General features: G+C 56.8%; 18 protein-coding genes and 1 tRNA gene. 7 read left to right on the top strand and 12 right to left on the bottom strand.

Annotated elements, in window-relative coordinates; genetic code table 11:
* Positions 1-199 precede the first annotated feature (199 nt).
* Positions 200-276, bottom strand: a tRNA-Ile gene (locus tag AC2FIZ_RS02285).
* Positions 277-383: 107 nt separating this feature from the next.
* On the opposite strand from AC2FIZ_RS02285, the gene purM reads away from it, so the two are divergent.
* The 3 genes from purM to rnd all read left to right on the top strand — a co-directional run bounded on the left by purM (position 384) and on the right by rnd (position 3,294).
* Entirely contained in the window at positions 384-1,430 is a 1,047-nt protein-coding gene (gene purM / locus AC2FIZ_RS02290; RefSeq protein ID WP_496790526.1) for a phosphoribosylformylglycinamidine cyclo-ligase, read from the top strand.
* Entirely contained in the window at positions 1,427-2,023 is a 597-nt protein-coding gene (gene purN, locus AC2FIZ_RS02295; RefSeq protein WP_496790527.1) for a phosphoribosylglycinamide formyltransferase, read from the top strand. Before purM ends, purN begins: the two co-directional genes overlap by 4 nt.
* A gap of 113 nt (positions 2,024-2,136) precedes the next feature.
* Positions 2,137-3,294 carry a ribonuclease D gene (gene rnd, locus AC2FIZ_RS02300; RefSeq protein WP_281972036.1) on the top strand — a complete coding sequence of 386 codons (1,158 nt, stop codon included), beginning with the start codon at positions 2,137-2,139 and terminating at the stop codon, positions 3,292-3,294.
* A gap of 6 nt (positions 3,295-3,300) precedes the next feature.
* Here rnd and AC2FIZ_RS02305 read toward each other — a convergent pair whose 3' ends face one another.
* Positions 3,301-3,825 carry a hypothetical protein gene (locus AC2FIZ_RS02305; RefSeq protein ID WP_271947285.1) on the bottom strand — a complete coding sequence of 175 codons (525 nt, stop codon included), beginning with the start codon at positions 3,823-3,825 and terminating at the stop codon, positions 3,301-3,303.
* 139 nt (positions 3,826-3,964) lie between these two features.
* Between AC2FIZ_RS02305 and AC2FIZ_RS02310 the strand changes: the two genes are divergently transcribed.
* The gene (locus AC2FIZ_RS02310; RefSeq protein WP_281994564.1) at positions 3,965-4,375 is read left to right on the top strand and encodes a SufE family protein; all 411 of its coding nucleotides are present in this window, start codon (positions 3,965-3,967) and stop codon (positions 4,373-4,375) included.
* On the opposite strand, the gene AC2FIZ_RS02315 is transcribed toward AC2FIZ_RS02310, so the two are convergent.
* Both AC2FIZ_RS02315 and AC2FIZ_RS02320 read right to left on the bottom strand, forming a co-directional pair.
* Positions 4,372-5,034, bottom strand: a complete 663-nt coding sequence (locus AC2FIZ_RS02315) for a DUF1638 domain-containing protein (RefSeq protein WP_142633590.1) — start codon at positions 5,032-5,034, stop codon at positions 4,372-4,374. The genes AC2FIZ_RS02310 and AC2FIZ_RS02315 overlap by 4 nt on opposite strands.
* Before the next feature lie 154 nt (positions 5,035-5,188).
* Positions 5,189-5,887, bottom strand: a complete 699-nt coding sequence (locus AC2FIZ_RS02320) for a corrinoid protein (protein WP_142633592.1) — start codon at positions 5,885-5,887, stop codon at positions 5,189-5,191.
* 279 nt (positions 5,888-6,166) lie between these two features.
* Here AC2FIZ_RS02320 and AC2FIZ_RS02325 point away from each other — a divergent pair, with 279 nt between their 5' ends.
* Positions 6,167-7,252 (top strand): PA0069 family radical SAM protein, encoded by a 1,086-nt coding sequence (locus AC2FIZ_RS02325; RefSeq protein ID WP_496790529.1) that lies wholly within the window; start codon positions 6,167-6,169, stop codon positions 7,250-7,252.
* 53 nt (positions 7,253-7,305) lie between these two features.
* On the opposite strand, the gene gltA is transcribed toward AC2FIZ_RS02325, so the two are convergent.
* On the bottom strand, positions 7,306-8,601 hold the full coding sequence (gene gltA, locus AC2FIZ_RS02330) for a citrate synthase (RefSeq protein ID WP_142633596.1): 1,296 nt from the start codon (positions 8,599-8,601) through the stop codon (positions 7,306-7,308).
* Between the two features lie 121 nt (positions 8,602-8,722).
* The gene (gene gltX / locus AC2FIZ_RS02335) at positions 8,723-10,123 is read right to left on the bottom strand and encodes a glutamate--tRNA ligase (RefSeq protein WP_496688195.1); all 1,401 of its coding nucleotides are present in this window, start codon (positions 10,121-10,123) and stop codon (positions 8,723-8,725) included.
* A gap of 78 nt (positions 10,124-10,201) precedes the next feature.
* Here gltX and AC2FIZ_RS02340 point away from each other — a divergent pair, with 78 nt between their 5' ends.
* The gene (locus AC2FIZ_RS02340; protein ID WP_496790530.1) at positions 10,202-12,217 is read left to right on the top strand and encodes a ComEC/Rec2 family competence protein; all 2,016 of its coding nucleotides are present in this window, start codon (positions 10,202-10,204) and stop codon (positions 12,215-12,217) included.
* A 3-nt stretch (positions 12,218-12,220) separates the two neighbouring features.
* On the opposite strand, the gene lexA is transcribed toward AC2FIZ_RS02340, so the two are convergent.
* The 6 genes from lexA to AC2FIZ_RS02370 form a co-directional block, all read right to left on the bottom strand.
* On the bottom strand, positions 12,221-12,919 hold the full coding sequence (gene lexA / locus AC2FIZ_RS02345) for a transcriptional repressor LexA (protein WP_142633603.1): 699 nt from the start codon (positions 12,917-12,919) through the stop codon (positions 12,221-12,223).
* Between the two features lie 77 nt (positions 12,920-12,996).
* Complete coding sequence (locus AC2FIZ_RS02350) at positions 12,997-14,169, bottom strand: molybdopterin molybdotransferase MoeA (RefSeq protein ID WP_496790531.1); 1,173 nt, start codon at positions 14,167-14,169, stop codon at positions 12,997-12,999.
* Positions 14,166-14,639: a cyclic pyranopterin monophosphate synthase MoaC gene (gene moaC / locus AC2FIZ_RS02355; protein ID WP_142633607.1), complete on the bottom strand. Its 474-nt coding sequence runs from the start codon at positions 14,637-14,639 to the stop codon at positions 14,166-14,168. Before moaC ends, AC2FIZ_RS02350 begins: the two co-directional genes overlap by 4 nt.
* Positions 14,639-15,451: an indole-3-glycerol phosphate synthase TrpC gene (trpC, locus tag AC2FIZ_RS02360; protein WP_281994569.1), complete on the bottom strand. Its 813-nt coding sequence runs from the start codon at positions 15,449-15,451 to the stop codon at positions 14,639-14,641. Before trpC ends, moaC begins: the two co-directional genes overlap by 1 nt.
* Complete coding sequence (trpD, locus tag AC2FIZ_RS02365) at positions 15,448-16,467, bottom strand: anthranilate phosphoribosyltransferase (protein ID WP_142633610.1); 1,020 nt, start codon at positions 16,465-16,467, stop codon at positions 15,448-15,450. Before trpD ends, trpC begins: the two co-directional genes overlap by 4 nt.
* Entirely contained in the window at positions 16,464-17,045 is a 582-nt protein-coding gene (locus AC2FIZ_RS02370) for an anthranilate synthase component II (RefSeq protein WP_142633613.1), read from the bottom strand. The genes trpD and AC2FIZ_RS02370 overlap by 4 nt, the downstream gene beginning before the upstream one ends.
* A gap of 193 nt (positions 17,046-17,238) precedes the next feature.
* On the opposite strand from AC2FIZ_RS02370, the gene AC2FIZ_RS02375 reads away from it, so the two are divergent.
* The gene (locus AC2FIZ_RS02375; protein WP_496790533.1) at positions 17,239-18,630 is read left to right on the top strand and encodes a divergent polysaccharide deacetylase family protein; all 1,392 of its coding nucleotides are present in this window, start codon (positions 17,239-17,241) and stop codon (positions 18,628-18,630) included.
* Positions 18,631-18,635: the final 5 nt, after the last annotated feature.

Raw genomic sequence — 18,635 nt, forward strand, 5'->3', positions numbered from 1 at the left:
ATCTTGGATTGTCGGATGTTCAGTGACCGATAAACTGATTCAAGCGCCTGAAAAGTTACCGGGATATCCCGGGCGGGAATCGAAGATATGTCCTGAAACCGTGGGGCACTTGCCTCGCAACCTATTGTTAGGTCGTGGAGCATCTCTCTCGATTTTCGGGCTGATCGATCGTTGTTTCTAAAGGAAAATTTGCGGATTTTGGTAGGCCCGGAGGGACTCGAACCCCCAACCAAAGCGTTATGAGCGCTCTGCTCTAACCAATTGAGCTACAGGCCCGCCTAGGCGCTTTGCCTATCATGGTGAACGCCCGCGTCAAGCCTGACCGTTGCAACATCTCCAACAATCGACTAACCCGCGCGGGAACCATTCAAAAGAGGTTGGCCATGACAGCAGGCAAAAACGGAATCACCTACGCGGATGCGGGCGTTGATATTGATGCGGGGAATGCTCTGGTCGACCGGATAAAACCTGCTGCCAAGCGGACCAACAGATCCGGTGTGATGAGCGGGCTGGGCGGGTTCGGCGCATTGTTCGACCTGAAGGATGCAGGTTATCGGGACCCGATTCTTGTCGGCGCCACCGACGGTGTTGGCACCAAGTTGCGGATCGCGATTGATACAGGCCTGGTCGATGGCGTCGGTATCGATCTTGTAGCCATGTGCGTCAACGATCTGATCTGTCAGGGGGCTGAGCCACTTTTCTTCCTCGACTATTTCGCCACAGGCAAACTGGATACCGAGACCGCCGCACGGATTATTGAGGGCATTGCCGAAGGCTGCGTTCAATCGGATTGCGCATTGATCGGTGGTGAAACTGCCGAGATGCCGGGCATGTATCCCGATGGTGATTTCGATTTGGCCGGGTTTTCGGTCGGTGCGATGGAGCGCGGCGCACACCTTCCTGCAGATGTTCAACAGGGTGACGTGTTGCTTGGGCTGGCCTCAAACGGGGTGCATTCCAATGGCTATTCGCTAGTGCGCAAGCTGGTCGAGATCTCGGGCCTGGGTTGGGATGCGGCATCGCCTTTTGGGGATGGATCGCTGGGCGAGGCACTGCTGACCCCGACGCGCCTTTACGTGAAACCTGCGCTACAGGCGATCCGGACAGGCGGGGTGCATGCGCTCGCCCATATCACCGGCGGTGGCCTGACCGAAAACCTGCCACGGGTGCTGCCCGAAAGGCTGGGTGCCCAGATCGACTTGAACTCCTGGGATTTGCCACCCGTATTCCGCTGGATGGCAGAAACCGGCGGTATTGCTGAATCCGAGATGCTCAAGACTTTCAACTGTGGCATCGGCATGATCGTGGTTTGCGGCGCAGAGCAGGCCGACGACCTGTCGGCACTGCTGGCCCAAGCTGGTGAGACGGTTTCGCGGATTGGCACCGTGACCGACACCGCAGGAGTGGCCTATTCGGGCAAATTGCTGTGAGCCATAAGCGCGTCGCCATTCTGATCTCGGGCGGGGGGTCGAATATGGTCTCTCTGGTCGACAGCATGACCGGTGACCATCCGGCCAGACCTTGTTTGGTCTTGTCGAACGATGCTGAGGCTGGGGGACTGAAAAAGGCAGCTAATCGGGGAATTGCAACCGCAGCCGTAGATCACCGGCCATTCAAGGGCGACCGCGCAGCTTTTGAGGCCGAGCTGCTGAAACCGTTAGAGCAAGCACAACCGGACATCGTGTGTTTGGCTGGGTTCATGCGGGTGCTGACCGGTGATTTCGTCTCGCGCTTTCAGGGTCGGATTCTCAACATCCACCCGTCACTGTTGCCGAAATACAAGGGTCTGAACACCCATGCCCGTGCGATTGCAGCAGGTGATATCGAGCATGGATGCTCGGTTCACGAAGTGACCGCAGCGCTGGACGATGGCCCAATCTTGGGGCAAGCCCGCCTGAATATTGAGGCTGGAGACACTCCTGAGACTTTGGCGGCGCGCGTTCTGACCTACGAACACAGGCTTTATCCTGCCGTATTGCGCCGCTTTGCCGGAAATGACCGCACACCGGTGCTTTTGCCGTGAATCCCGCGGGGTGATTTACACGCGGTTGCCATTCGGCCTATGGTTCGCCCGACGGCCCGGAAACGTGTAGGACTGACGGGTGATTAAAAACAAAAGCAAGAATAGCACCACGAATGAAAACCCTCACGACGACGCAAGAGCTGGCCGATTTCTGCAAAGCGGCTGCGGCCTTTGATTACGTAACCGTAGATACCGAGTTCCTGCGCGAACGGACCTACTATTCCAAACTTTGCCTGCTTCAACTGGCGGTCCCGTCGCCCGACGAAGACAGCGCCGTTTTGGTCGACCCGTTGGCCGAAGGGATGACTCTGGAGCCTTTGTACGAGCTCTTCGCCGATGAAAGCGTGGTTAAAGTATTTCACGCAGCCCGTCAGGATCTTGAGATTTTCTGGGTTGAGGCGGGTGTGTTCCCCAACCCTCTGTTCGACACCCAGGTCGCTGCTATGGTCTGTGGATTTGGCGAGCAGGTTGGCTATGAAACCCTGGTGCGCAAGATTTGTAAGGAAGGCGTGGACAAGACCTCTCGATTTACCGACTGGTCACGCCGCCCACTGTCCGAGGCGCAAAAGACGTATGCCCTGGCAGATGTAACGCATCTGCGGAAAATCTATGAGTATCTGTCGGCCGAGTTGACGAAAACCAAGCGCAGCCATTGGGTCGCCGAAGAGCTGCGCACGCTGACGCAATCCGGCACCTATGAGATCCAGCCCGAAAATGCGTGGAAGCGTATCAAAACCCGGACGAACTCGGCCAAGTTTTTGGCTGTTGTTCGCGAGTTGGCCGAGTTTCGCGAAGCCTATGCGCAGGAAAACAACGTACCGCGTAGCCGGGTGTTCAAAGACGACGCTCTGATCGAACTGGCATCGACCAAGCCGAAATCCCTCTCAGATTTGGGTGGATCGCGCCTGCTGCTGCGCGAGGCCCGCAAAGGGGTCATTGCGGATGGGATTCTGGCCGCCGTCAAAAAGGGTGTTAATTGCCCACCAGAAAAATTGCCCAAGATTGATATCAGCCGTGACAAGTTGAAGGTAAATCCTGCGCTCGCCGACCTATTGCGGGTGCTGCTGAAATCAAAAACGGAAAGCTCGGGCGTGGCCGCCAAACTGATTGCTACCAGTTCCGAACTGGATCAGATCGCAGCCGGTGAACGGGAATTACCTGCAATGTCCGGTTGGCGGTTCGAGGTATTCGGCGAAGATGCCCTGAAACTGTGCGATGGCAAAATCGCCCTGGCAGCTAAAGGGCAGACCGTCACGGTCGTAGAGCTTTAGCAGGAATTATCTGCGGCGGGATTCCAGGGCATTTTGTTCCCCTTTGACGCGGACCAGCCGAATGTTTGCAAGCTCGTCTCGGCTGATATTGATTGCATTGGATACTCTTCGGGACCGTTCGGTCCCCTGGCTTGTCGCATATGACGGGTAGTCGACACGGAACGTGAATTCGAGAATGCCGTTTTTTGCATTCTCTTCGCTTTCAACACGAACAAGCCGCGCATTATAGGCACCCTGCCTTGCAGCAATCCCAGTCGTGTAAACGATAGCTCCATTCGGAATTGGATCGATCCGCAATTCTTCGATCTTGGCGATCGGGAAGCTCTTATCCTCGGGTGGCTTCTTGGAAAACAGGCCAACACCATCGTCTGTCTGGGGAACCAGCGCATTTGCATCGTTCACCGAGACTTCAGAGGGTGCCGGAGTACTGGACCCAAACCAGTTTGTCGGGTTGACCCGAGAATCACGCCAAGCGCTGCAAGCCGACAGGGTCAAGGCAGCAGCCAAAAGAACAGACAGTGATTTCTTCATCGTCACAACACCCAGAGCAGTCTATATGGCAATGAGTTATCGCACTTTTCCGGGTTTGAAAAGCCACGTGGGGGGCTGGACAGATGCTGGTCAGGATCATAGTTCAAAAATGTGAACCCAATGAGAGGACAGCCCCGAGATGGCGACACCTGCTTTTGAAGAAATCGTCGAAGATTTCGAATTCCTGGAGGACTGGGAAGACCGGTACCGCCATGTCATCGAGCAGGGGAAAGCGATGGCGCCATTGGATGATGCGTTGAAGGTGCCTGCAACCAAAGTCCATGGTTGCGCCAGCCAGGTCTGGCTGCATCCCAGTGTCGAGGGAGGGACCTTTCATTTTGACGGCGACAGTGATGCTCTGATCGTGAGGGGGCTAATTGCGGTTCTGCGATCCCTATATAACGGCCTGCCGGTTCAAGAAGTCCCGCAGGTTGACGCAGGAGGCGAACTGGCGCGGCTGGGGTTAAACGATCATCTTTCCTCGCAACGATCTAACGGTTTGAGGGCGATGATCGACCGTATCCGCGAGGTCGCGATAGAGGCCGCCTAAAGCGGGCGGCTGGCCCAGTCGCTCAGCGTGGATTGCAGATCACCATAGCCGGTAAAACGGCGCTCGAAAGCCAGGCCCATTCGGTCTGCGCACTCCTTGGCCCGTTCGGTCAGAACCGCATCATCAGTCTGTGCCTGATAAACCAGTTTCGTGTAGTTGCCGAAATACATTTCCCTAAGCTCAGGGTGCCGATCCAGCCCCAGCGGCTTCCAGACGAAGGCATCGAATTGACGTGCTAGGAAATCTGTTAGGTAGAACGCTGTAGTTTCATCCTCGCCGCGATTTTCAAAGACCTGGTTCCCCTCGAAGAAAGAATAGCAGTGGGGCCCTTTAATCATCTCCACGCCCATCTCCTCGCAGGCTTTCTGCAACAGGCCACCGGTGCCGCAATCTGCGTAGACGACATAAACTTTATCGTATTGGTCGCGGTGTTTGGCAACGGCCTCTTCCACCGCCTGCGTGATCCGTTCCGGGTGGACGTGCAAGATGGCGGGCAGGCAGGTCAGTTCCATATGATCCCAGCCGTTACGACGCTTTAGGTCCAGGATTTCCCGCGCCAGCGCACCGCAGGCCAATAGCAGAATTCGCCCTGCGCCGTGATGGTCTGAATAGCCCTGTGTTGTCAGGCTGGCGTCGTCGGGAAGTTGGTCCTGAGTCATTTCGCGCCTCTTTCTCGTTATCTAGAAAATCGGCATATTCGGTGGCTGGCAAGCCCGTATTCGACACATAATGTCAGCTTCGGATCAGGGTAGGGTGAATAAATGAAAAAGGCCGCCCGAAAACCGGACGGCCCTGAAATGGTCTAGACGTCGATCAACCCGCCAGCTGATTGTGCTTGCGCGAGACAAAATCCTTTGCGGTCTCAACCGCTACGGCTGCGTCACGGCAATAGGCATCAGCACCGATCGCCTTGCCGAACTCTTCGTTCAGGGGCGCGCCGCCAACCAGAACGATATAGTCGTCGCGCCGACCCTGTTCGATCAGTGTGTCGATCACGACTTTCATATATGGCATGGTCGTCGTCAGCAGGGCCGACATGCCCAGGATATCGGGCTGTTCGGTATCAAGCGCTTCCAGATAGTTTTCGACGGGGTTGTTGATGCCGATATCAACAACCTCGAATCCGGCGCCTTCCATCATCATTGACACCAGGTTTTTGCCAATGTCGTGAATGTCGCCTTTAACAGTGCCGATCACCATTTTACCAACGCGCGGTGCGCCGGTTTCGGCCAGCAGCGGCTTGAGGATAAACATGCCGCCCTTCATTGCGTTTGCGGCCAGCAAGACCTCGGGTACGAACAGAATGCCGTCACGGAAGTCGTGGCCCACGACCGTCATGCCGCCGACCAGTGCCTTGGTCAGGATGTCATAAGGTGTCCAGCCGCGCTCCAGCAGGATGTTCACACCTTCTTCGATTTCTTCTTTCAGACCGTCGTAAAGGTCATCGAACATCTGTTCGACCAGTTCTTCGTCGTTCAGTTCGGACAGGACGATGTCTTCTTCATCGGACATGGGGCGTTTCCCTGAGCTGTTCGGGCCTTGCGCCCGTGGTGGCATTTTTTCCGTTTTGGCCATTTCGCCGTAATACTACTGTGACGATTGCGACCTTGGCAGTTCCGAGACCGACCTATAGGCCAAATTTGTCGTTATCTCGACGTCATTTTACACATGAACATCCTGCAATTCGTTCAAATGCACCAAATGTCCAGGGCCTGATTGGGGCTCTGATGATGCCTCAGAAAGGTAAATGTGCCGCTTGCCGGACCGGTCGATATTCCATATACCAAATGCATGAACAAAAGTAGAACAAACCTGCCTTCGGCCATTGCCAAGGGGCGAGCGGCCACGGAAAATTCGGCAGGCAGATTCGAACGGTTTGACACAATCCCCTGCGATGACGGCTGGGGGTATGATGACGATCTTCCTCCGTTGCGGACTGAAATCAGGCACGAAACGGTACGCAGCATAATCACTTATAACCGCTCCCCCGACTTGCCATTTGATCGCTCGATTAACCCCTATCGGGGGTGTGAGCACGGCTGCATCTATTGCTTTGCGCGGCCCAGCCATGCCTATCTGGGTCTGTCGCCGGGGCTGGATTTTGAGACGCGCTTGATTGCCCGACCCAATGCGGCCGTGCTTCTTCGCAAAGAGCTTTCTGCGAAAGGTTACACTGTTGCGCCGATCGCGATTGGAACCAATACCGACCCTTATCAGCCAGTTGAAAAAAACCTCAGAATCACAAGGTCTTGTTTGTCGGTGCTTACTGAGTTTCGCCATCCGGTTGCGATTGTGACCAAGGGGGCACTGATCGAACGTGACCTCGATCTGCTCGCACAGATGGCGGAACAGGGTTTGGTTCGGGTCGGGATATCTCTGACCACGTTGGATGCGGATTTATCGCGCCGAATGGAGCCACGGGCACCCGCGCCAAATCGGCGCCTGAAAATCATTCGCAGGCTGACCGAAGCGGGGGTTCCGGTACGAGTCATGACCTCGCCTTCTATTCCCGGTTTGACAGATCATGAGATGGAAAGCCTGTTAGAGGCGGGCAGGGATGCCGGGGCGGATGCAGCAAGCTGGATTATGCTGCGGCTGCCGCGCGAAGTTTCGCAACTTTGGCAAACCTGGCTGCAAGAGCAAGAGCCAACGCGCGCCGAAAAAGTCATGTCCAAGCTTCGGCAAATGCACGGGGGCAGGGACTATGATCCGCGCTGGGGCCACCGAATGCGCGGTGAGGGCGAATATGCCGAGATGGTGGCTAAGCGGTTTTCACTGGCTGTAAAACGACTGGGCCTTGCAACGCGCACCCCGAAGCTGCGGTGCGATTTGTTCGATATCCCGCCCCAAGCCGGGGACCAGTTGACGCTGTTCTAACAAATCAGCCCCGGATTCTGGTCCGGGGCTGTTTGGTTTGTTGGGGATCGAAATCAGCGTTTTTCGATGTCCACGTAATCGCGACTGGTTTCGCCCAGATAGAGCTGGCGCGGGCGGCCGATTTTGTTCTGTGGATCTGCGATCATCTCTTTCCACTGACTGACCCAGCCAACGGTGCGCGACAGTGCGAAAATCGGGGTGAACATCGACGTCGGGAAACCCATCGCCTCGAGGATGATCCCTGAATAGAAGTCCACGTTCGGGAACAGTTTCTTTTCGGAGAAATACGGATCTTCCAGTGCCTGTTTTTCCAGCGCCTTGGCGACCTGCAGCTTGGGATTGTCCTCAATCCCCAGCAGATCCAACACTTCGTCGGCGGATTGCTTCATAACCTTGGCGCGCGGGTCAAAGTTCTTATAGACGCGGTGACCAAAGCCCATCAGGCGGAACGGATCAGCCTTGTCTTTGGCGCGGGCGATAAATTCCGGGATACGGTCAACCGTGCCAATTTCTTCCAGCATTTCAAGGCAGGCCTGGTTTGCGCCGCCATGGGCAGGGCCCCAAAGACACGCGATACCAGCGGCAATACACGCAAACGGGTTCGCCCCCGAGGACGAGGCCAAACGCACAGTCGAAGTCGAGGCATTCTGTTCGTGATCCGCGTGCAGAGTAAAGATGCGGTCCATCGCGCGGCTGAGGATTGGGTTCACCTCATATTCCTCGGCAGGGACGCTGAAGCACATGCGCAGGAAGTTTGACGCATAATCCAGATCGTTGCGCGGGTACACGAAAGGCTGACCGGTGTGATACTTGTAAGCCCAGGCAGCTATGGTCGGCATCTTGGCGATCAGACGATGGGATGCGACCTCACGCTGATGCGGGTCGGAAACATCGGTCGAATCGTGATAGAACGCAGACATCGCGCCCACGACACCAACCATGATCGCCATCGGATGCGCATCACGGCGGAAGCCACGATAGAAATATTGCATCTGTTCGTGCAGCATGGTGTGGCGGGTGATCGTGGTTTCAAACTTTTCCAGTTCCTTGGCCGCCGGCAGCTCTCCATAAAGCAACAGGTAGCACACTTCGAGGAAATGCGATTTCTCGGCCAACTGGTCGATCGGATAGCCACGGTGCAGCAGTTCACCTTTTTCGCCGTCGATATAGGTGATGGTGCTGTCGCAGCTGGCGGTCGATGTGAAGCCGGGGTCATAGGTGAACACATCCGCTTCGCTGTACAGCTTGCGGATGTCGATGACATCAGGTCCCACGGTAGGCGAATGAACCGGCAACTCGTATGTTTTACCATGTACGGTCAAAGTGGCTGATTTATTGCTGTCGGTCATAATGTCCCTTCCTCATTCATACGTGAAACGGATCGTCGTCCGTTTCGGCGGGCAACGGTTGCGCACAGGGGCGCAGCCCGGGTGTTAGCGGAGCAGCGTTACCCAAATGTGAAACCTTTGGTTATGTCGCTGCGTCGGAGAGCCGTGCCAGGGTTTCATCCCGCCCAAGCACAAGCATCATATCAAAAACCGAAGGCGTTACAGCCCGACCAGCCAATGCAGCGCGCAACGGCCCTGCCAGCTTGCCAAACTTTAGCCCTTTCGCTTCTGCAAACGAGTTCAGGGCACTCTCCAGTTCGTTCCGGGTCCAGCTAGCATTTTGCACGTGCGGCGTCAATTCACTCAGTATACCGTCGGATACAGAGGACAGCGCCTTTGCAGCCTTCTCATCAGGTTTAATCGGGCGTGACGTCAGCACAAAATGCGCTTTTTCAAGGAGTTCCGGGAATGTGCGTGCCCGATCCTTGAGGCAATACATCGCACGTTCCAGATCACCTGATTGTGCATTGGTGAGAGCGGGCAGTCCCGCCGCCGCCAGGTATCCCTGAATTTCCTGCCGCAACGCGGCATCGCCAGTGATTGGAATATGCTGACCACATAGATTCTCGAGCTTTTTCAGATCGAACCGTGCAGGGCTTTTACCGATTCCAGCCAGATCGAACCACTCTTTCGCCTGCTCATCAGTAAAGAATTCGTCATCCCCATGGCTCCAGCCGAGACGGGCTAGATAGTTGCGCATACCCGCGGCCGGGTACCCCATCGCCTGATATTCTTGGGCACCCAAAGCTCCGTGACGTTTGGATAGTTTCTTGCCGTCCGGGCCATGAATCAGCGGAATATGTGCCCAGACCGGAACATCCCAACCCATGGCTTCATAGATCATCATCTGGCGTGCGGCATTATTCAGGTGATCGTCGCCCCGGATAACATGGGTCACACCCATGTCGTGATCATCCACAACAACCGCCAGCATATAAACCGGTGTTCCGTCCGAGCGCAGCAGGATCATGTCGTCCAACTGATCGTTGCGGATTGTCACGTCGCCCTGAACCTGATCGCGGATCACGGTGACCCCGTCCCGCGGTGCCTTTATGCGGATCGCATATGGGGCGTCAGGTTGGGTCGAAGGGTCAGCGTCGCGCCAGGGGCTCTGGAACAGTGTCGATTTTCCCTCTGCACGCGCCTGTTCGCGAAAGGCTGTGATCTCGTCCTGGGTCGAAAAACATTTGTAGGCTTTGCCGTCCGCCAGCAGCTGATGTGCCACTTCAGCATGACGCGGGGCGCCTTCGAATTGGCTGATCACATCGCCATCATGGTCCAGGCCCAACCAGGACATCCCCTGAAGAATTGCTGCAGTAGCCTCTGGGGTTGAGCGTTCGCGGTCCGTGTCTTCAATCCGCAATAAGAACTTGCCACCACGTCCCCGAGCAAAGAGCCAGTTGAACAATGCAGTGCGCGCGCCGCCGATGTGAAGAAAACCAGTGGGTGAAGGTGCAAAACGGGTGACGACCTGATCGGACATAGTGTGGATTAACCTTTTGGTAACCGTGTCGGGCTTAACTTGGCGCCTGTCTAACGAGCCCGAAGGACGGGGGCAACCATGCGTGTTCTGGCACGGGTCGAGACCGCATTGCTGAGCCAGACAGGCTATTTGTTTCAGTGGTCACCAGTGTGCTTGGCCATTGGCATCGGCCTGTATTTCGCGCTCCGGTTCGAGCCGGGGTGGCAGATTTACATTTGTTTCAGCGCGGTGATTGTTGCGGCTATGGGGATGGCCCGCAAATCGCGGTCTGGCTGGGCTTCGTTGGCAATCGGGGGGACGCTGATCGCTGCCGGGTTTATCCTGGCCGGCGCACGTGCCCATACGGTGGCAGAGCCGGTTCTGTCTTGGCGGTACTATGGCCCGGTCGAGGGACGTGTTGTCGCCATAGACCGCTCTGCGTCGGATGCGCTGCGGGTGACGCTCGATCGGGTGCGATTAGGGGACGTGCCCTTGGATCGACGACCGCGGCGCGTCCGACTTTCCCTGCATGGTGGGGATGTCGCACTGGTTCCCGGGCAAAGGATCATGACAACAGGTCATCTGTCGCCGCCTCAGGGGCCGGTAGAGCCCGGCGGTTTCGATTTCCGTCGCCACGCATGGTTTCAACGTTTAGGGGCGGTCGGGTACACGCGCGTACCGGTGTTGTCGGTTGCCCCGCCGGACAGGACCAATCTCCGCATCACGGCGTGGAGGACGGCGATCTCTGAACATGTGCGCGCATTGCTGCCTGGAGAGGTCGGAGGTTTCGCCGCGGCTGTCACGACGGGTGATCGCAGCGGAATGGGGCAGGAAACGCTGAACAATCTACGGGCATCTAATCTGGCTCATCTGTTGGCGATATCCGGATTGCATATGGGGTTGCTGACAGGTTTCATTTATCTGATCTGCAGGGTCACGCTGTCTGCTGTCCCGGTGCTCGCTCTTAGACTTCCGGTCCGCAAGTTTGCAGCGGTTTGCGCCTTGGTCGCGGCGGTTGTTTATCTATTGCTGTCTGGCGGGAATGTCGCAACAGAGCGGGCCTTTATCATGGTCAGCGTAATGCTGGGGGCCATTTTGATCGACAGAAGGTCAATTTCGCTACGCGCGGTGGCCGTCGCTGCCCTTATCGTGCTGTCGTTGCGACCAGAATCTCTGTTAAGCCCCGGTTTTCAGATGTCTTTTGCTGCAACAACGGCACTTGTGGCCGTTTTCGGAGCCTTACGCGGTTTCGGTTCTGCTTTCGGGCCGAAATGGCTACGGCCCATTATCGGGGTATTGATGTCCTCTGCCATAGCCGGGCTTGCAACCGCACCGATTGGGGCCGCGCATTTCAATTCACTGTCTCACTATGGGCTGGTTGCGAATATGCTGTCGGTCCCGGTGATGGGAACCGTCGTGGTTCCTGCGGCCGTTATTGCCGCAATCCTGGCGCCATTCGGGCTTGAGTGGATTGGGCTGGCGGTCATGGGGGCAGGGTTGGAATGGATTCTGGCGGTTTCAGACTGGATCTCGGGACTGGAAGGTGCGCAAGGATATGTGGTCAGTCCACCGTCCTACGTCTTGCCCATATTTGCATTGGGCGCGCTGTGGATCGCCTTGTGGCGCGGTGGGGCAAGGTGGGTCGGCGTCGCACCTTGCATGGTGGCGATTGCGCTTTGGGGGCAGGGTAACCGTCCGGAAGTTTTGGTCGCAGCTTCCGGTGGGTTGGTTGGTGTGATGACTGATCAGGGGCGCGCGCTGAGCAAGGAAAAGGGCAGCAAGTTTATTGCAACCGTATGGCTTGAAAACGACGGAGACGGCGCGAGCCAGAAAACTGCCGCAAATCGCTGGCCCGATGGGAAAGATCTGTCGCAAAGATATTTCTGGCAGGGCAAAGAGCTGATTCACCTCACCGGCAAACGATCTGCGCGCGAATTCAGCGAATGTGGAGATGACCAAATCGTCATCTCTGCTGTTCCGGTCCAGCTGTCCGGCACCTGTATGGTGATTGATCCCGAGTTGCTGACCAAGACAGGAAGTATTGCACTGTCTAGCGGAAACGTAATGACCAGTGCCGAAGTCATAGGCAAAAGGCTGTGGTCGCCAGACAGCTAAAGATCAATAGCTTCGGATCAGCCCAACCAAACGGCCCTGAACCTTGACCTTATCTTCGGGCAGTACACGCGTTTCATAGGCCGGGTTGGCAGCCTCAAGCGCTATCGCCTGACCTCTCCGAAAGAACCGTTTGAGCGTTGCTTCCTGATCTTCGACCAGAGCGACAACGATATCGCCATTATCAGCCGCGGAGGTTTCGCGGATGACGACCACATCCCCGTCGTTGATGCCTGCGTCAATCATCGAATCGCCGCGTACTTCAAGTGCGTAGTGCTCGCCTCTGCCGGAAACCATGCTTCCGGGGACGGCAACGCGGTGCGAGACATGGCTGATCGCCTCGATCGGAACACCTGCTGCGATGCGTCCCATGACCGGCAATTCCATTGCGTCAACGGTCACTGGTTCGAAATTCGCGGGGCGTCTGCCTTCGGGTTTGTCACCTTCGATAACACGGGGCTTGAAAGCGACTGTAGGCTCTCCTCCCAGGCTTTCAGGAAGTTTGACGATTTCGATGGCCCGGGCACGATGGGCCAGACGACGGATAAAGCCGCGTTCTTCAAGCGCTGTGATCAACCGATGGATGCCGGATTTGGACCGCAGGTCCAGCGCAGCTTTCATTTCATCGAAACTTGGGGGGACGCCATCCGCCTGAACTCGTTTATGGATGAACTCCAACAAATCCAACTGCTTCTTGGTCAGCATTGCTCACACCTCGTCGCTCATACGTTTTCTTTTGTTCTACGCATGTTCACGTTTTGTGTCAATGGTTTTGCGCGGTCTCAGATCGGAAGGAACATCACTTCGTCACCGGCCAGGCGCGCCGGATCATTCGGTTGCCGAACCAAGAGCGCGTTTGCTTCGGCGAGGACGCTGAGCAGCGAGCTGTCCTGGTTTTGGCAGGCTTTTATCCCGTCCGCGGTCACGATGGCACGCATGTAATGCTCTCGCGGCCCATTCGCGGGGATAGCCTCGGTTAAATTGGCGCTTTGAAGCGGGGTCAGAACCTGTTCCAGGCCCAGCATCTTACGGATCATCGGGGCAAGAAACAGATAGCTGCAAACCATTGCGCTGACCGGATTACCCGGAAGTCCAACCATCACGCTATCGCCCAAGCGACCGGCCATCAGCGGTTTGCCGGGGCGCATGCGGATTTTGTAAAAACTCCGCTCCAACCCCAGTGCGGTGGAGACCTGAGAGACAAGATCATAATCCCCAACCGAGGCACCGCCGATCGTAACCACCAAATCAACGTCGGCTGCTAGAGCAAAGGCGGTCTCAAGGGACGAAACCGTGTCAGAGGCGATAGGCAGAACCCGAACATGCGCTCCAACATTCTCTAACAACGCTTTAATACCAAAGGTGTTTGAGGCGATTATCTGATCCGGTCCCGGTGTTTCGCCGGGCATGATCAATTCATCCCCGGTTGCGATTAGCGCGACCACGGGTTTACGTGCAACCGGCACCATGGGGATATTCATCGCCGCCAAAAGCGCCAGATCCTCGGGGCGCAAACGACGTGGAGCCGTAATCTTGGCGCCAATTTCGAAATCGACGCCTTTTGGACGAATGTTGGATTTAGGGCCCGGCAGATCAGAAATGGTGATTAGGTCACCTCGGCGATCAACATCCTCTTGAATGACAACAAAATCTGCACCTTCAGGAATAGGGGCGCCAGTGAAGATCCGAACCGCCTGTCCGGGTCCAACCTGACCGTCAAATCGCCGACCGGCCGCAGCCTCGCCAATGACTTTGAACATGGCGTGCGGCTCTACCTCGGTCGATTTTACCGAGTAGCCATCCATCGAAGACGAAGCGAATGGCGGCTGATCGCGTGTGGCTGCTACATCCTCGGCCAGTACTCTACCCGCCGCATCCATCAAGGGAGCCGTCTCTGAGGGGAGGGTGTTTACAAGATCGAATAACTGCGCCCGGGCGCTTTCAACGGTTATCATTTCGCCTCGTAACGGCCTGATTTACCACCATCTTTTAGCAAGACGCGAATGCCGCCAATTTCCATTGCCTTATCGACGGCTTTGGCCATGTCGTATATGGTCAGTGCGGCGGTTGAGGCCGCTGTCAGCGCCTCCATTTCCACGCCGGTTTGACCAGATGTCTTGACGGTTGCCTGTACCTGTATGCCGGGTAATTCTGGGTCCAGTGTCAGGTCTACGGTAACTTTAGTCACTGGCAGTGGGTGACATAGCGGGATCAGATCGGGTGTCTTCTTTGCCCCCATGATACCGGCCAGACGTGCAACCCCCAAGACGTCACCTTTTTTGGCGCGACCTTCTGCGATCAAGTCGAACGTATCTTGTGCCATCGTGATATGAGCCGCTGCGACGGCGACACGATCCGTGATGGGCTTGTTCGACACATCGACCATATGAGCCTGTCCCTGGGCATCAAAGTGAGTCAGCGGCATCACATCACACCCGGGCTGAGCGGACGCGACAGCAGATCGTGTGTCGCTGCTGCGACGTCATCCTGACGCATCAGGCTCTCGCCAATTAGAAAACAACGCGCACCGAAACGGGCGATATCGGCCAAGTCTGCTGGAGTGCTCAACCCGCTTTCGCAAACGATGGTCCGGTCAGCGGGTACAAGTTTTGACAGGCGGCGTGTGGTATCAAGAGTGGTCTCGAAGGTCTTGAGATTACGGTTGTTTATCCCAATCAACGGGCTTTTGAGCTGCGTTGCACGTTCCAGCTCGGCTTCATCATGAACTTCAATCAGAACGTCCATGCCCCAGTCAAAGGCGGTCTGTTCCAACTCAGACGCCTGGCTGTCATCAACCGATGCCATGATGATCAGAATACAATCCGCCCCAAGAGCGCGGGCTTCGGCCACCTGATAGGGATCGTACATGAAATCTTTGCGTAGAACCGGCAAAGAACAGGCTGCGCGTGCCTGAACCAGAAACTCTTTGGCACCCTGAAAGCTGGGCGTGTCGGTCAACACGGAAAGGCAGGCAGCGCCACCTTCTTCGTAAGCCAGTGCAAGTGCTGGTGGATCAAAGTCAGCGCGGATCAGACCTTTGGAGGGGCTGGCTTTTTTGACTTCTGCAATCAGCCCGTACCCAGTACGTACAGCCATTTGCAAGGCTGATGCGAATCCGCGTGGTTCAGAGGCTGATCTTGCTTCGTTTTCAACAGCTTCCAGAGACTTATTGGCCTTGTCCGAAGCGACCTCTTCGAGCTTGTAAGCTTTGATTTTGTCCAGAACCGTTTCGGTCATGCGGCCTCCTGAGTAATGCGGGCCAGGGCCGCGATCTTGTCTTTGGCTTTTCCGCTGTCGATACTTTCAGCGGCTTTTGCGACACCTTCGCGCAGATCAGCAGCGGCCTCTGCGACGACCAGGGCAGCTGCGGCATTCAACAATACCGCATCGCGATAGGCGGAGGCCTCGCCGTCTAGAAGAGCTCGGAAGGCTACTGCGTTTTCCTCGGGGGTTCCGCCGAGAATGTCCTCGAAGGGATGTACCGGCAGCCCTGCATCTTCTGGGTGAAGCTCGACCTCTTTAATTGTGCCGTCTTCGAGGGCCGCAATCCAACTGATACCCGTGATGGTCAATTCGTCTGTGCCGTCCGATCCGTGCACCAGCCATGCGCGTTCGGACCCAAGCAGGCCCAACGTTTCGGCCATCGGGCGGATCAACTCTCGGCTAAAGGCTCCGGTCAACTGCCGCTTGACGCCTGCCGGATTGGTCAGCGGACCGAGAATGTTAAAGATCGTCCGTGTCCCAAGCTCTTGCCGGGTGGGCATGACATGCGCAATCGCCGGGTGATGCATGGGGGCCATCATGAATCCGATGCCGACATCTTGCAGTGCATTTTCAACGGTTTGCGGGCCGACCATAACGTTGATACCCAGCTGGCCTAGCGCATCTGCGGCTCCGGATTTAGAACTCAGGTTCCGGTTGCCGTGTTTGGCCACGGTGACACCGGCACCCGCAACCACAAAGGCGGTCGCGGTCGAGATATTCAGCGTTCCCTTGCCGTCACCGCCGGTGCCCACAATATCTATCGCGCCAGCTGGTGCCTGAACTGCATTGCATTTTGCACGCATCACGGCAGCGGCGGCGGCATATTCATCGACGGTCTCTCCGCGTGTGCGCATAGCCATCAATAGCCCGCCGATCTGGCTGGGTGTTGCGGCGCCGTCAAACAGGATCCCAAAGGCTTCTTCCGCTTCGGCGCGTGTCAGGGGGCGGTCGGCGGCAACTCCGATCAGCGGTTTCAGGGCGTCGCTCATGCGGGAACTTTCATCTCGGACAGGAAATTCTTGAGCAACGCGTGGCCGTGCTCGGAAGCGATGGATTCCGGGTGGAACTGTACGCCATGAATGGGCAGTTCGCGGTGCTGGAGGCCCATTATGGTGCCATCTTCCAATTCCGCCGTAATCTCCAGGCAATCGGGCAGGGTATCGCGATCCACAATCAGCGAATGATAGCGCGTCGCCTCAAACGGCGTGGGCAGGCCCGCGAACACACCTTTACCGGTGTGGTGCATTGTTCCCATTTTGCCATGCACAATCTCATGGCAACGCGTGACTTTTCCACCGAAAACCTGACCTATGGTCTGATGGCCAAGGCAGACACCCAACAAAGGCGTCCGTGTTTCGGCGGCTGCCTCGGTCAGGGCAAGGCAAATGCCTGCCCGGTCAGGGTCGCAAGGGCCAGGGCTGAGCAGGATGCCAGCGGGGTTCATGGCCATCGCTTCTTGCACGTCCAGCGCGTCATTCCTTCGAATGACCATTTCCGAGCCAAGTTCGCCTAAATAATGTACGAGGTTGTAGGTAAATGAGTCGTAGTTGTCGATCAGCAGCAGCATTTGGCTCTTGTCTCGTGTTGGTCATTTCGGGCTGGCGATGCAACCCAAGGCCACGGTATAGTGTTGGCACATACATGCTCAGGCTTGTGGGGCAGCGTCAAGGGTGCATCCCGAACTTGGCGGTCCTGCAGGCAGGTGCCACAACAGATGGTGCAAGGGCAAGGCAGCAGGACTAAGGCGAGAGGCAAATATTATGGGCGGATTTGTCGGCGGAATGATCGCAGGCGCAGTTGTCGTTGTGGTGCTGGGGGCAGTCTTATCGCTCAACGCGCCGCTGTCGAAAAAGCCGTCCATAGCGACAGTCGCACCAGAACCTGCACCGGTGCAGACGTCGGAGAGCTCCGAGGTTGTCGCTGAGGCGGGTGCAGATGCCGATCTGCTCAAACTCCCTGCGCAGACGCCCGAGAATGAAGTCGAAGAAGAGGATTCTCTGGCCGGTTTATCCGAAGCTGAGAACGCCCCGGACAGCCAGCCGGTAGTGAATGACGTAAGCGTTCCGGTCGAAGCGCCGACGCCCAGCGAGGCGGATTCCGTAAGCATCTCGAGTGAGGCCCCGGTCGTTCCGCGAATGCCTGTCCCCGTTCAGCCTGCGCCGCTTGCCGACCTCAGCCCAGATGCCGCAGAAGATGCCCCTGAGCCACCGGCTGATCAGGTTGCTCTTGCCGAGCCCTTGCCCGAAGTCTCGCCTTCGGAATCAATCGAGCTGGAGGTGAATCCGGAGGATAACCCAATCGCAGTGGAAGGGGACGAGGACACGCTGCCCAGTCAGCCGCTACCGCGTATCGCCTCGGTTCCGCAGATCGGCGCAGAGGACAACTCGTCGGGAAATACCACTATCGGGCGTCGTGTAGTGCCTTTGACTGAACGAGATGATGAAGCAGCCCAAAATCCGCAGGAAGAAGTTCCTGTAGGTAAACCGATCGAGGCCTTCGCAGAGAAGTTTGACAATCCGGATTCCAAACCCCTCATGTCGATCATTCTGATTGACGATGAAGGTGCATATGGCGCCGAGGCGCTTCAGGATTTCCCATATCCGCTTACGTTTGCGGTGCGCCCATCAGACCCCGATGCAGCTGAGAAAATGGCTCGACATCGGGCGGCCGGGTTCGAAGTGATGGTCACTGCTGACCTGCCCAAGGCGGCCAGCGCACAGGATGCTGAGGTATCGCTTTCGGTGTGGCTTGAAGCGTTGCCCGAAACGGTAGGAATTCTTGAAGGTGATGGATCCGGCATCCAGGGTAACCGAAAACTGGCGGATCAGGTCGCCGCCATCGCCGGTGGAACGGGTCGAGGACTGATCACTCAGGATAACGGGCTCAACACGGTACAGAAGTTGGCCTCCCGTAATGGAATTCCGTCTGCGGTAATTTTCAGGGATATCGACGGCGCGCGGCAGGATGCAAAAATCATGCGACGTTTCCTGGACCAGGCTGCGTTCCGGGCCGGGCAGGAGGGCACTGTTGTCATGTTGGGCCGGTTGCGCCCGGATACCATATCGGCCTTGCTGCTTTGGGGTCTGGAAGATCGCGGAGGCCGCGTTGCAATGGCGCCTATTTCGGCGGTGATGATGCAAGGGGCGCAATAAGCCCG

This window comes from Ruegeria sp. CDSB022 (genome assembly GCF_059611145.1).

Bases quoted from the DNA above. Each gene is read 5' to 3' on its own strand.
- trpD (WP_142633610.1), bottom strand. From the start codon at position 16,467: ATGAGCGACGCCCTGAAACCGCTGATCGGAGTTGCCGCCGACCGCCCC.
- AC2FIZ_RS02375 (WP_496790533.1), top strand. From the start codon at position 17,239: ATGGGCGGATTTGTCGGCGGAATGATCGCAGGCGCAGTTGTCGTTGTG.
- AC2FIZ_RS02370 (WP_142633613.1), bottom strand. From the start codon at position 17,045: ATGCTGCTGCTGATCGACAACTACGACTCATTTACCTACAACCTCGTA.
- AC2FIZ_RS02315 (WP_142633590.1), bottom strand. From the start codon at position 5,034: ATGACTCAGGACCAACTTCCCGACGACGCCAGCCTGACAACACAGGGC.
- gltX (WP_496688195.1), bottom strand. From the start codon at position 10,123: ATGTCCGATCAGGTCGTCACCCGTTTTGCACCTTCACCCACTGGTTTT.
- AC2FIZ_RS02320 (WP_142633592.1), bottom strand. From the start codon at position 5,887: ATGTCCGATGAAGAAGACATCGTCCTGTCCGAACTGAACGACGAAGAA.
- gltA (WP_142633596.1), bottom strand. From the start codon at position 8,601: ATGACCGACAGCAATAAATCAGCCACTTTGACCGTACATGGTAAAACA.
- AC2FIZ_RS02340 (WP_496790530.1), top strand. From the start codon at position 10,202: ATGCGTGTTCTGGCACGGGTCGAGACCGCATTGCTGAGCCAGACAGGC.
- AC2FIZ_RS02350 (WP_496790531.1), bottom strand. From the start codon at position 14,169: ATGATAACCGTTGAAAGCGCCCGGGCGCAGTTATTCGATCTTGTAAAC.
- AC2FIZ_RS02325 (WP_496790529.1), top strand. From the start codon at position 6,167: ATGAACAAAAGTAGAACAAACCTGCCTTCGGCCATTGCCAAGGGGCGA.
- purM (WP_496790526.1), top strand. From the start codon at position 384: ATGACAGCAGGCAAAAACGGAATCACCTACGCGGATGCGGGCGTTGAT.
- lexA (WP_142633603.1), bottom strand. From the start codon at position 12,919: ATGCTGACCAAGAAGCAGTTGGATTTGTTGGAGTTCATCCATAAACGA.
- AC2FIZ_RS02305 (WP_271947285.1), bottom strand. From the start codon at position 3,825: ATGAAGAAATCACTGTCTGTTCTTTTGGCTGCTGCCTTGACCCTGTCG.
- AC2FIZ_RS02310 (WP_281994564.1), top strand. From the start codon at position 3,965: ATGGCGACACCTGCTTTTGAAGAAATCGTCGAAGATTTCGAATTCCTG.
- moaC (WP_142633607.1), bottom strand. From the start codon at position 14,639: ATGCCGCTGACTCACTTTGATGCCCAGGGACAGGCTCATATGGTCGAT.
- rnd (WP_281972036.1), top strand. From the start codon at position 2,137: ATGAAAACCCTCACGACGACGCAAGAGCTGGCCGATTTCTGCAAAGCG.
- trpC (WP_281994569.1), bottom strand. From the start codon at position 15,451: ATGACCGAAACGGTTCTGGACAAAATCAAAGCTTACAAGCTCGAAGAG.